Origin of the sequence: Saccharothrix luteola, assembly GCF_020859565.1 — a bacterium.
Lineage (GTDB): Bacteria > Actinomycetota > Actinomycetes > Mycobacteriales > Pseudonocardiaceae > Actinosynnema > Actinosynnema luteola.
In genome coordinates this window covers 126,125-138,679 of record NZ_JAJHUO010000026.1, presented here as the reverse complement: position 1 = coordinate 138,679, position 12,555 = coordinate 126,125, and the positions used below count along the sequence as shown (strand labels likewise).

At 71.2% G+C, this 12,555-nt stretch carries 11 protein-coding genes; 8 read left to right on the top strand and 3 right to left on the bottom strand.

The window, feature by feature from the left end; all coding sequences use genetic code 11:
* The first annotated feature begins 20 nt into the window (after window positions 1-20).
* A complete protein-coding gene (locus tag LNK82_RS33005) occupies window positions 21-590 on the top strand; it encodes a hypothetical protein (protein ID WP_230570818.1) in 570 nt (189 codons plus the stop codon).
* 160 nt (window positions 591-750) lie between these two features.
* Entirely contained in the window at window positions 751-1,539 is a 789-nt protein-coding gene (locus LNK82_RS33000) for a DUF4097 family beta strand repeat-containing protein (RefSeq protein ID WP_230570817.1), read from the top strand.
* Here the strand turns inward: LNK82_RS33000 and LNK82_RS32995 are convergent.
* On the bottom strand, window positions 1,536-2,099 hold the full coding sequence (locus LNK82_RS32995; RefSeq protein ID WP_230570816.1) for a DUF5655 domain-containing protein: 564 nt from the start codon (window positions 2,097-2,099) through the stop codon (window positions 1,536-1,538). The genes LNK82_RS33000 and LNK82_RS32995 overlap by 4 nt on opposite strands.
* A gap of 169 nt (window positions 2,100-2,268) precedes the next feature.
* Here LNK82_RS32995 and dnaK point away from each other — a divergent pair, with 169 nt between their 5' ends.
* From dnaK to LNK82_RS32970, 5 genes are all read left to right on the top strand, one after another.
* A complete protein-coding gene (gene dnaK, locus LNK82_RS32990; RefSeq protein WP_230570815.1) occupies window positions 2,269-4,122 on the top strand; it encodes a molecular chaperone DnaK in 1,854 nt (617 codons plus the stop codon).
* Window positions 4,119-4,865: a nucleotide exchange factor GrpE gene (gene grpE / locus LNK82_RS32985; RefSeq protein WP_230570814.1), complete on the top strand. Its 747-nt coding sequence runs from the start codon at window positions 4,119-4,121 to the stop codon at window positions 4,863-4,865. Before dnaK ends, grpE begins: the two co-directional genes overlap by 4 nt.
* An 18-nt stretch (window positions 4,866-4,883) precedes the next feature.
* Window positions 4,884-6,053 carry a molecular chaperone DnaJ gene (gene dnaJ, locus LNK82_RS32980; RefSeq protein ID WP_230570813.1) on the top strand — a complete coding sequence of 390 codons (1,170 nt, stop codon included), beginning with the start codon at window positions 4,884-4,886 and terminating at the stop codon, window positions 6,051-6,053.
* A complete protein-coding gene (locus tag LNK82_RS32975) occupies window positions 6,050-6,478 on the top strand; it encodes a heat shock protein transcriptional repressor HspR (protein WP_230570812.1) in 429 nt (142 codons plus the stop codon). Before dnaJ ends, LNK82_RS32975 begins: the two co-directional genes overlap by 4 nt.
* Before the next feature lie 133 nt (window positions 6,479-6,611).
* On the top strand, window positions 6,612-7,304 hold the full coding sequence (locus LNK82_RS32970) for an alpha/beta fold hydrolase (protein WP_230570811.1): 693 nt from the start codon (window positions 6,612-6,614) through the stop codon (window positions 7,302-7,304).
* Window positions 7,305-7,380: 76 nt separating this feature from the next.
* On the opposite strand, the gene LNK82_RS32965 is transcribed toward LNK82_RS32970, so the two are convergent.
* Window positions 7,381-8,484 (bottom strand): FAD-binding oxidoreductase, encoded by a 1,104-nt coding sequence (locus LNK82_RS32965; RefSeq protein WP_230570810.1) that lies wholly within the window; start codon window positions 8,482-8,484, stop codon window positions 7,381-7,383.
* A 510-nt stretch (window positions 8,485-8,994) separates the two neighbouring features.
* Complete coding sequence (locus tag LNK82_RS32960) at window positions 8,995-9,375, bottom strand: VOC family protein (protein ID WP_230570809.1); 381 nt, start codon at window positions 9,373-9,375, stop codon at window positions 8,995-8,997.
* Between the two features lie 183 nt (window positions 9,376-9,558).
* On the opposite strand from LNK82_RS32960, the gene clpB reads away from it, so the two are divergent.
* On the top strand, window positions 9,559-12,141 hold the full coding sequence (clpB, locus tag LNK82_RS32955) for an ATP-dependent chaperone ClpB (RefSeq protein WP_230570808.1): 2,583 nt from the start codon (window positions 9,559-9,561) through the stop codon (window positions 12,139-12,141).
* The last annotated feature ends 414 nt before the right edge of the window (window positions 12,142-12,555 follow it).

The window sequence follows — 12,555 nt, the reverse complement described above, 5'->3', positions numbered from 1 at the left end:
TCACGCGGGACACTGGTGGCATGAGGTTCGCAGGTCGTGAGTCGTGGCAGGTGTCGCACGGGACGAGTCACACGGTCAACACCGCGCTGTTCGTCCGGGACACGCTCGCGCTCTCGGTCGAGACCGTGCCCGAGCTGCCCGGCCTGGACCCGTCGGTGCCCGTGGTGGTGCCGGCGGGGGTCGACCGCGCGGCCGCGGCGGAGGAGTGGCTCGGCTGGTGGGCCGACGTGCTCGACCACGCCCGCGCCGAGCTGGCCGGCGGCTCGCCCGCCGACCCGGCCGGCGCGTCGTTGCAGATCAGGCCCGCGCTGAGGGCGGCGGTGCTGGCGCTGGCCGCGGCCGCGGCCGAGTACGACCAGCGGTACGTGACGTCGCGGGGCGCGTTGCCGATCGGCGAGGTGGTGCGCGGGGTGGAGGGCAGGCTCGGGCGGTACGTGAAGCCGTTCCGGCTGGTCATCACCGAGGTGCCGGTGCAGGGCATGGTGTGGGAGCGGATGACGGAGACGCACGTCATCGCCTCGCAGCGCTTCCTGGTCGACCCGGCCCGCTCCGCCCCGGCCCTGCGCGCCGTCGTCGAATCCCTGGCCTGACCCCGAGTTCACCGTTCGGAACACGCCGGGCCGCTGACGGTCCGCTGACCGGAGGGGTAGGGACAGCCCCCGTATCGGTCGGGGGCCTCCCTGGTGGGCGCGCCGGTCGGGTGCCCCTAGCTTGGACCTCGACATCTTGACGCCTGACGAGGGGGCAGCGGTGGTTAAGCGGATCGCGTTGACGGTCGGAGTGGCGGTGACCGCGGCGCTGGCGCTCACGTCGTGCGTGCGACTCGTCCACAACACGTTCGACGACACGCACGCGGTGTCCGACCAGGTGACCGAGGTGCGGTTGCAGAACGGCTCGGGCGACGTGACGGTCCGCGGCCAGGAGGGCGTCACCGAGACCCAGGTCCGCCGGCGCGTCGAGTACCCGAAGGGCTCGGACAAGCCCGGCGGCGTCTCCCACCGCATGGAGGGCTCCACCCTCGTCCTCGACGGCTGCGGCAACCAGTGCTCGGTGGACTACGAGGTGACCGTCCCGTCCAAGGACGTCAAGGTCACCGGCCGGAACAGCTCCGGTGACGTCCACCTCGAAGGCGTGGCGAGCGTCGACGTCGAAGTCGGCTCCGGCAGCACGACGGTCCGCGAGGTGGCGGGCCCGGTGCGCGTCGACAACGACTCGGGCGACCTGGACGCGACCGCCGTCGGCGGCGACTTCACCGGCCGGGTCGGCTCCGGCAGCACCAGGCTGGTCGACATGAGCGGCTCGGTGACCATCGACTCCGACTCCGGCGACGTGGACGTGGCCATCGTCGCCGTCAACTCCGTGCGCGCCGACATGGGCAGCGGCAGCCTGAACGTCACCGTCCCCCAGGGCGCGTACAAGATCGACGTGGACGCCGGCAGCGGTGAGCAGAAGGTCGACGTGAAGAACGACCCGAACGGCTCCGCCGAGCTGCACCTGCGCACCGACAGCGGCGACGTGACGGTGCGGCCCGCCGCCTAGGCGTTCTGCTCGTACGCCGCCACCAGCAGCGCCTCCACCTCGCCGTCCAGCTCGTCGGCCCCCGTCAGCGACACCTTGTGCGTCGCCTGGCCGGGGCCGCCGGGCGTCAACCGGTCGCTCTCGGGCGCGGTGGTGAACCGCAGGCCGAGGTCCACCCGCGACGCCAACGCCTGCACGGCCGCGAACTGCCGCCCCCGCACGAACGGCACGTAGGTCGCCCGACCCTCGGCCCGCACATCCTCGCCCAGCCCGAGCGCCAGCGTCGCGATCCGGTCGAACAGCGGTCGCAGCGCCGCCTTGCGCCCCGAGTACTGCGACTCGACGTACTCGGTGAACGTGGGCTCGGTCCACCCCGCCCGCCGCGCCGCCGCGTCCGCGATCGTCCACTGCGAGTTCTGTTTCACCCCGTGCACGTCGCGCAGCCACGCCCGGACGGCCTTCCGGTCCACCGGGTCGAGTGAGCTCGCCTCGACCAGCTCGACCCATTCGTCCAGCGTGCGGCCGGTGCGCGCGAGCATCGACGCGGTGATGGCGGCCATCATGTCGGCGGGTGACTCCATGCGGACGAGTGTCCCGGATCACCTCGCGCCGGGAACACCGCGACACCGCCGTCCGTTGGACAGGCAGAAAGATTGAGCCGGGTGGACTCAAGTCCGCCGGCGCCGGCTAAACTTGAGCCGGTACCGCTCAACGCGGGGCTCTCATACACGCACTACCAGGAGGAATCCAATGGCGCGAGCGGTCGGCATCGACCTTGGGACGACCAACTCCGTCGTCGCCGTTCTCGAAGGTGGCGAGCCGACGGTGATCGCCAACTCCGAGGGGTCGCGCACCACACCGTCCATCGTGGCCTTCGCCAAGAACGGCGAGGTGCTCACCGGTCAGCCCGCCAAGAACCAGGCGGTGACCAACGTCGACCGGACGATCCGGTCCGTGAAGCGCCACATCGGCACGGACTGGCGCACCGACGACGTCGACGGCAAGAAGTACACGCCGCAGGAGATCAGCGCGCGCGTGCTGATGAAGCTCAAGCGCGACGCCGAGGCGTACCTGGGCGAGGAGATCACCGACGCGGTGATCACCGTCCCCGCCTACTTCGAGGACGCGCAGCGCCAGGCCACCAAGGAGGCCGGCCAGATCGCGGGCCTCAACGTGCTGCGCATCGTCAACGAGCCCACCTCCGCCGCCCTGGCCTACGGCCTCGACAAGGGCGACAAGGAGCAGACCATCCTGGTCTTCGACCTCGGTGGCGGCACGTTCGACGTCTCGCTGCTCGAGCTCGCCGAGGGCGTGGTCGAGGTCAAGGCGACCTCCGGTGACAACCACCTCGGTGGTGACGACTGGGACCAGCGCATCGTGGACTGGCTGGTCGAGCGGTTCAAGCAGAGCAACGGCATCGACCTGACCAAGGACAAGATGGCGCTGCAGCGGATCCGCGAGGCCGCCGAGAAGGCGAAGATCGAGCTGTCCAGCTCGAACAACGCCTCCATCAACCTGCCTTACATCACCGTGGACGCGGACAAGAACCCGCTGTTCATGGACGAGACGCTGTCGCGCGCCGAGTTCCAGCGCATCACCAACGACCTGCTGGAGCGCACCCGCGCGCCGTTCAACAACGTGATCAAGGACGCCGGCATCAGCGTCGGCGACATCGACCACGTGGTGCTGGTCGGCGGTTCCACCCGCATGCCCGCCGTGGCCGAGCTGGTCAAGGAGCTGACCGGCGGCCGTGAGCCGAACAAGGGCGTCAACCCGGACGAGGTCGTCGCGGTCGGCGCGGCCCTGCAGGCCGGTGTGCTGAAGGGCGAGGTCAAGGACGTCCTGCTGCTCGACGTCACCCCGCTGTCCCTGGGCATCGAGACCAAGGGCGGCGTGATGACCAAGCTCATCGAGCGCAACACGACCATCCCGACCAAGCGCTCGGAGATCTTCACCACGGCCGACGACAACCAGCCGTCCGTGCAGATCCAGGTGTTCCAGGGTGAGCGCGAGTTCGCCCGGGACAACAAGAAGCTCGGCATGTTCGAGCTGACCGGCCTGCCGCCCGCGCCCCGCGGCGTCCCGCAGATCGAGGTCACCTTCGACATCGACGCGAACGGCATCGTGCACGTGTCCGCGAAGGACATGGGCACGGGCAAGGAGCAGCGGATGACGATCACCGGCGGCTCCGCGCTGCCGAAGGACGACATCGAGCAGATGATCAAGGACGCTGAGGCGCACGCGGAGGAGGACAAGCGCCGCCGCGACGAGGCCGAGGTCCGCAACCAGGCCGAGACGCTCGTCTACCAGACGGAGAAGGTCCTCAAGGAGAACGAGGACAAGCTCCCGGCCGACGTCAAGGAGAAGGTCACCGCGGCCCTCGCCGAGACCACCGAGGCGCTCAAGGGCGAGGACATCGCCAAGGTCCGCGCCGCGGTGGAGAAGCTCGCCACGGAGTCCCAGGCCATCGGCCAGTCCCTGTACGCCAACGCCGCACCCACGGCCGACGCCGCGGGCGCCACCGGTGGCACCACCGCCGGTGACGCGCCGAAGGCCGACGACGTGGTGGACGCGGAGATCGTCGACGAGGACGAGAAGAAGTGACCCAGCCCGAGGAACAGCCCCACGTGGTGGTGCGCGACCGCAGGCGCATCGACCCGGAGACGGGTCAGGTGCGGGAGAGCCCGGCGGACGAGAACGCGCAGGCCGGGACGTCGCGGACCGAGGCGTCGCAGGCCGACGCCCCGGTCGAGCCGGAGGCCGGTTCGACCGGTTCGCCCGAGGTCGGTTCGGAGGGCGGCGGCAAGCACGCCGCGCCCGAGCCGCCGGCCGAAGCGGCCCTGGCCGACGACCCGTCCGTCGAGCTGAAGGCCCAGCTCGACGAGCGGACCGCCGACCTGCAGCGGTTGACCGCGGAGTACGCCAACTACCGCAAGCGCGTCGAGCGCGACCGGGAACTGGTGGTCGCCACGGCCAAGGCGCAGGTGGCGGGCGAGCTGCTCGGCGTGCTCGACGACATCGAGCGGGCCGGCACGCACGGCGACCTCACCGGCGCGTTCAAGGCGGTGGCCGACAAGCTCGTCAGCGCGCTGCACGGCACCGGCCTGGAGCCGTTCGGGCACGAGGGCGAGGAGTTCGACCCGTCCGTCCACGAGGCCGTGCAGCACGGCACCTCGCCGGACGTCAGCGGGCCGACCGTCACCGCCGTGCTGCGTCGCGGCTACCGGTTCGGCGAGCGCGTGCTGCGGCCCGCGCTGGTCGCCGTGACCGACCACGAACCGGCCGCCGCCGAGCAGCCGGTCGTCGAAGAGGCCGTCGAGAAGCCGGTCGAAGAGCAGCAGGACTGAGAAGGGGGGCGGCGTCCGTTGAGCGCTCGCGACTGGATCGAGAAGGACTTCTACCGCGAGCTGGGCGTCACCTCCGACGCCTCGGCCGACGAGATCAAGAAGGCGTACCGGAAGTTGGCGCGGGAGTTGCACCCCGACGCCAACCCCGGTGACGCCAAGGCCGAGGCGCGGTTCAAGGCGGTGTCCGAGGCGTACGGCGTGCTGTCGGACACCGCGAAGCGCAAGCAGTACGACGAGGCCCGCCGCCTCTTCTCCGGGGGCGGCGGGTTCCCCGGCGGGTTCGGCACCGGCGGCGGGTTCGACGTCGGCGACCTGTTCGGCCGCCAGGGCGCGCAGCAGGCCGGTGGCATGGGCGGGCTCGGCGACCTGCTCGGCGGCCTGTTCAACCGCCGGGGCGGCACGTCCACGTCGGCGACCAGGCCGCGGCGCGGCGAGGACGTCGAGACCGACGTCCGGATCGACTTCACCGAGGCCGTCAAGGGCGCGACCGTGCCCATGCGGCTGTCCAGCCCGGCGACCTGCGGCACGTGCGCGGGTTCCGGCGCGCGTCCCGGCACGTCGCCGCGGACGTGCACGAACTGCGGCGGCGCCGGGTTGGTCACCCGCAGCCAGGGCGCGTTCGCGTTCTCCGAGCCGTGCGCCGACTGCCGGGGCACCGGGCGGATCGTGGACGACCCGTGCCCGGAGTGCGCGGGCGACGGCGTGAGCACGAAGACCCGGACGTTGACCATCCGGATCCCGGCCGGCGTCGACGACGGCCAGCGGATCAGGCTGGCCGGGCAGGGCGAGCCGGGGCGCAACAACGGGCCCGCGGGCGACCTGTTCGTGCTCGTGCACGTCAACCCGCACCCGATCTTCGGCCGGTCGGGCAACGACCTGACCGTGACCGTGCCGGTGACCTTCCCCGAGCTGGCGCTCGGCGCCACGTTGACCGTGCCGACGCTCGAGGGCAAGGTGACGTTGAAGGTGCCCGCGGGCACGGCCAGCGGTCGGGTGCTGCGGGCCAAGGGCAAGGGCATCGCCAAGCGCGACGGCCAGGTCGGCGACCTGCTCATCACGTTGAACGTCGCGGTGCCGAACAACATGGACGCCGCGGCCCGGGAGGCGTTGGAGAACTACGCGTCGGCGACGGCGATGCACGACCCGCGCGCCGAGCTCAACGCCCTGTTGGAGAAGAGGTCGGTGTGAGCTTCCCGTTCCCGCCCGGCACCGACGAGGACACCCCGTTCTTCGTCATCTCCGTGGCGGCCCAGCTGTCGGGTCTGCACGCGCAGACCCTGCGTGCCTACGACCGGCTCGGCCTGGTGTCGCCGGGCCGCACGTCCGGTGGCGGGCGCCGGTACTCGATGCGCGACATCGTGCTGCTGCGCGAGGTGCAACGGCTCTCGCAGGAGGAGGGCGTGAACCTCGCGGGCGTCAAGCGGATCATCGAGCTGGAGAACGAGGTCGGCGCGCTGCGCGCGAGGGTGCAGGAGCTGACCGAACAACTGGCCTCCGCCATGGCCGCGGCCGAGCACGCCGCCGCGTCGGTGCACGCGTCGTACCGCCGTGACCTGGTGCCGGTGCGGCACGAGACGGCACTGGTCGTCTGGAAGCCGAACTCGAAGCGCTGAGCTCCCACCGGGTCGCCCAATAGGGTGATCATCGCGGAAAAGTGTACGGAAACACCGTTCCCGTACCTCGGTTAAGCATGAGGAACCCCGCGACGCCGACCCCCACCGCCCGACCCGCGCCAGACTGGACCCCGTGGACTACGTCTTCGTGCACGGCACCACCCAGTCGCCCACGGCGTGGCGCCCGGTGGAGGACCTGCTCCGCCGACGCGGCCACCGCACCGTGGCCGTGGACCTGCCGACCGACCAGCCGCACCTGCGCGCCGCCGACTACGCCGCGATCGCCCGCGCCCAAGCGGGCGACGCGCTGGCCCCGGTCCTGGTGGGCCACTCCGGCGCCGGCCTGCTGATGCCCGCCATCGCCCGGGCCCTCGGCGCGTCCCACCTGGCCTGGATCGCCGCGATGATCCCCGGCCCCGTGTCGCTGGCGGACGAGCTGGCCGTCGACACGGGCGAGATGTTCAACCCGGAGTGGCGCTCCCTGACCGAACCGCCCACCGCGGACCCCGTGGTGGCCTCGTACTTCCTGTTCCACGACTGCGACCTGGCCGGTGTGCGCGCCGGGCTGCGCACCCTGCGCCTGTTCTACCCCGCCGCGACGTACCGCGAGGTGCACGAGGTGCCCGACCTGCCGTCGACCTACGTCCTGCCGCGCGACGACCGCACGCTGCGACCGTCGTGGATGCGCCGCGCGGCGCGCGAGCGGCTCGGGGTCGAGGCGATCGAGGTCGACGGCGGCCACTGCCCGCAGACCAGCCGGCCGGAGACGCTGGCGGCCGTGCTGGGCGCGGCGTGGCCGGCACGGTCGGGACGGGCGCGGTCGTGACGAGCCGGCTCGCGGTGTGTCGCCGAAGGTCCCGCACGGCCCCGGCGGCGAACGTGAAAAAGTTTCGCGAAGGTGCTCAGTCCAGCGTGAACGGGTCGTACTTGATCCGGTCGAGTGGGGTGCCGGCGACCAGCATCCGCGACACGGTCGCCCGGATCATGGACGGCGAGCCGCACACCAGCACGTCCCGCTCCTCCCACGCCCCGTAACGCGTGACCACGTCGGCGAGCGTGCCCTGCTCGACGCCGCGCGCGCCCGGGTCGGACTCCAGCACCGGCACCACGGTCAGCCACGGGTTGGTCATGGCGAACCGCTGGAGGTTGTCCAGGTCGTACAGGTCCTCGCGGGTCCGCCCGCCCATGAACAGGTGCACGCGCGGGTTCTCGCCCCACTGCGCCATCTCGTCGATGATCGCGTGCATCGGCGCGACCCCGGTCCCGCCGGCGACCATCAGCACGTCCCGCCCGGACTTCCGGTCGACGCTGAGCCGGCCCATCGGCGGCCCGAGGCGCCAAACGTCACCCGGTTGGGTGTGCCCGACGATCGACCGGCTGACCCACCCGCCCTCGACCGAACGGATGTGGAACTCGATGATGCCGTCGTCACGCGGCGCGTTCGCGGGCGAGTAGTACCGCCACAACCGCGCGCGCTGCGGCGTCTCGACGCTCACGTACTGCCCGGCGCGGTACCCGACCGGGTGATCCGGCTGCAACCGCACGACCGCCAAGTCCCAGCTCACCCGCTGGTGGTCGAGCACGGTCGCGTGCCAGTACGCCGGGCCGTCGTCGGCCGCCGCCGCCTCCTGCATCGCCCGGGCCATGATCGTGTACGCCTCGGCCCAGGCCATCTCGACCTGCGGCGTCCACGCGGGACCGGCGAACTTCTTCACCGCCGCCAGCAGCGCCGTGCCGACGGACTCGTAGTGCACGTTGACCACGCCGAACTTGCGGTGGTCGCGCCCGAGCTGCCGCAGGAACGGGATCAGGTCGTCCGGTCTGTCCACCATCTGCACGACGTGGACGAGGGCGCGCAGCAGGCGGCTGCGCTGGACCTCCATGTTCGCGGGGAACATCTCACGGGTCGCCGGCGCGAGGCTGAAGAGCATGCCGTAGAAGAACTTGGCTACCTCTTCGGCGCGCGGCTCCACCACCGCGAAGCTCTCCCGGATCATCCGCACCATAGCGGTGACACCAGGAGGAGGTTCGCGGTGTGGCGGGCTCGGGATGGGGCTCAACACGGCGTTCGCAGTCATGGTCCGGGCGCAGTCTCCACGTTTCTGGCGGCGCCAGCAAGGGCGCTACGTCCTCGTCAAGCTTCCATCCCGACGAGGGGACACTAACCCGCCAACTGGCCGGTCGACTCCTTGATGCCACCTTCGAGTGCAGTGCGATTACGGACGGTCGCACAACGTTCCGGCGAACGGGTGGGCGTTCCCTTCCACGTATACCGAATCCGGCGCTTGCGGCCCACCGCCAGACGCACGACTCCTCACGGGACGTGGGCCGGGCAACACCCCGGCCACGTCAGCGGGACGTCCGATCGGGGTTTACCGGCGGATATTCACCCTGGTGGCGGCCGGCAGGTCGGCCACGTGTGGTGGGCCGCAGTCGCCTGTGGATTCCCACCTGCGGATTGTGGACAACTCACGGGCCGGTGTGGACAACCGGCTGCGACATGTGGGTGACAGGCCTCAGGGCTGCTCGGACCGCTCGGCTGCGCTGCGTTCAACGCAGAACTCGTTGCCCTCCGGATCTGCCAGCACGACCCACCCCTTGCCGTCCGGCCGGCGCATGTCGGACACCAGCGTCGCGCCGATCCCGAGCAGCCGCTCCACCTCGGCGTCACGGGTGGTGTCGGGCTGGAGGTCGAGGTGGACCCGGTTCTTCACGGACTTGGGCTCGGGCACCTGGATGAACAGCAGTCCCGGCCCCTCCGGCAGCGCGACCAGGGCTTCGGGGTCACCCGGGAGGTCGTCGTCGGAGACCGGCATGCCGGTCACCTTGCTCCAGAAGCCGGCCAGCTCGTACGCGTTCGCGCAGTCGATGGTGATGTGGTGCACCAGTGAGGTCATGCGCTGATCGTGGCCGCGGGGTCGGTCGGGCGCACTCGAGTTTCGGTCCGGCACGACCACCGTGGCCCACACCACACGATTCCACTAGGTTGAGCGGAACTGGCTCAACTTTTCTGACGTTGACCGGAGTGACGGCCGGCCCCGCACGCCGGCCCCTGCGCACGACACCGACCGAGGTGAGGAATGGACGCTTTCAACCCGACCACGAAGACGCAACAGGCCGTGTCCGCCGCCGTGCAGGCGGCGACCATCGCGGGCAACCCCGACGTCGGCCCGGTCCACCTCCTCGGCGCCCTCCTGGCCCAGGGCGACGGCCTGACCGCGCCCCTGCTCTCCGCCGTCGGCGCGGACCCGAAGCAGGTGCACAAGGAGCTGGAACAGCTGACCAGGGCGCTGCCCGCGGCCAGCGGGTCGTCCGTGTCGGCGCCCCAGTTCTCCCGCGACTCGGTCCGCGTGCTGGGCAAGGCCCAGGAACTCGCCACCGAGATGGGTGACGAGTACGTGTCGACCGAGCACCTGCTGGTCGGCCTCGCCCACCACGGCGGCCAGGTCGCCGACCTGCTGCGCCGCCACGGCGCGCACCCCGAGGCGCTCAAGGAGGCGTTCGGCAAGGTCCGCGGTTCGGCGCGGGTCACCAGCCCGGACCCGGAGGGCACCTACAAGGCGTTGGAGAAGTACGGCGTCGACCTGACCGAACGCGCGCGCAAGGGCGAGCTGGACCCGGTCATCGGCCGCAACACCGAGATCCGCCGCGTGGTGCAGGTGCTCTCGCGCCGCACGAAGAACAACCCGGTGCTGATCGGCGAGCCGGGTGTCGGCAAGACCGCCATCGTCGAGGGCCTGGCCCAGCGGATCATCGCCGGCGACGTGCCCGAGAGCCTGCGCGGGAAGAAGGTCGTCGCGCTCGACCTCGGCTCGATGGTGGCCGGCGCGAAGTACCGGGGCGAGTTCGAGGAGCGGCTGAAGGCCGTGCTCAAGGAGATCACCGACTCCGCGGGCCAGGTCGTCACGTTCATCGACGAGCTTCACACGATCGTGGGCGCGGGTGCGACCGGCGAGTCCGCCATGGACGCGGGCAACATGATCAAGCCCATGCTGGCCCGCGGCGAGCTGCGGATGGTCGGCGCGACCACGTTGGACGAGTACCGCGAGCACATCGAGAAGGACGCCGCCCTGGAGCGCCGCTTCCAGCAGGTCCTGGTCGGCGAGCCGTCGGTCGAGGACACGATCGGCATCCTGCGCGGCCTCAAGGACCGCTACGAGGTGCACCACGGCGTGCGCATCACCGACGCCGCCCTGGTCGCCGCCGCCACCCTGTCCGACCGGTACATCACCGCCCGCTTCCTTCCGGACAAGGCCATCGACCTGGTGGACGAGTCCGCGTCCCGGCTGCGCATGGAGATCGACTCCCGCCCGGTCGAGATCGACGAGGTCGAACGCGCGGTGCGCCGGTTGGAGATCGAGGAGATGGCGCTGGCCAAGGAGTCGGACGCGGCCTCGGTGGAACGCCTGGCCGCGCTGCGCGCCGAGCTGGCCGAGCAGCGCGAGGACCTGTCCGGGCTGACCGCGCGGTGGCAGAACGAGAAGGGCTCGATCGAGAAGGTCCGCGACCTCAAGGAGCAGCTGGAGCAGCTGCGCGGCGAGTCGGAGCGGGCCGAGCGCGACGGTGACCTCGGTCGGGCCGCCGAGCTGCGGTACGGGCGCATCCCGGCGTTGGAGAAGGAGCTGGAGGCGGCCACCCGCACCACCCAGGACGCCGCCGTGATGCTGAAGGAGGAGGTCGGGCCGGACGACGTGGCCGACGTGGTCTCCGCCTGGACGGGCATCCCGGCGGGCCGGCTGCTCGAAGGCGAGACGGCGAAGCTGCTGCGCATGGAGGAGGAGCTGGCCAAGCGTGTGGTCGGCCAGGCCGAGGCGGTGCGGGTCGTGTCGGACGCGGTGCGGCGCACCCGTGCCGGCGTGGCGGACCCGGACCGGCCGACCGGCTCGTTCCTGTTCCTCGGCCCGACCGGCGTCGGCAAGACGGAGCTGGCCAAGGCGTTGGCGGAGTTCCTGTTCGACGACGAGCGCGCGATGATCCGGATCGACATGAGCGAGTACTCCGAGAAGCACTCGGTGGCCCGCCTGGTCGGCGCGCCCCCCGGCTACGTCGGCTACGACCAGGGTGGCCAGCTGACCGAGTCGGTCCGCCGCCGCCCGTACTCGGTCGTGCTGCTGGACGAGGTCGAGAAGGCCCACCCGGACGTGTTCGACGTGCTGCTGCAGGTGCTCGACGACGGCAGGCTCACCGACGGCCAGGGCCGCACGGTCGACTTCCGCAACACCATCCTGGTGCTGACGTCGAACCTGGGCTCGCACGTCATCGCGGACGCCGCCCTGGACGAGCGGCAGCGCAACGACGCCGTGATGTCGGTCGTGCGGACGCACTTCAAGCCGGAGTTCCTCAACCGGCTGGACGACGTCGTGGTGTTCCACTCGCTGGCGACCGAGGAGCTGACGTCCATCGTGGACATCCAGGTGGACCGGCTCGGGCAGCGGCTGGCGCAGCGGCGGCTGACCTTGGACGTCACCCCCGCCGCGCGCGAGTGGCTGGCGTTGAACGGCTTCGACCCGGTGTACGGGGCCCGTCCTTTGCGGCGGCTGGTGCAGTCGTCCATCGGTGACCAGTTGGCGAAGGAGCTGCTGGCGGGCGAGGTGCGTGACGGTGACACGGTGAAGGTCGAGGTGCTGGAGGACCACTCGGGCCTGATCGTCGGCAAGGCCTGACCTCGGCACGTTCGACGTTCGTCCGAGGTCCGGCGGGACGCGCTCGGTGCAGCCGGGATCACCGGCTCCCGAGCGCGCCCGCCACCTCACGGCCTTGACCGCGCACGCCGCCTATTGCCTCGTAGCGCTCCGTCCGACCTCGTAGCGTTCCGTCCGGGAGTCCGGGAGTCCGGGGTTCTGCCGTTCTGCATTCCGCCGCGTTCTGCGGTCCCGCATTCCGCCGTGTTCTGCGGTCCGCGTTCACCGCGTCTTCCGGGCCCCGCGCGTTCCGGGCTCGCTCCGCAGGGGTCCCCGACCGGGGGATCCCCGATTTTTACTCTGCCGGCCCAGACCGACGCCGGACGAGTGGCCGGGGCGTGCCTGTGGACAACGCTGTGGCCTGTGGATAAGTCGTGGCCGGCGGTCGTCGGACGT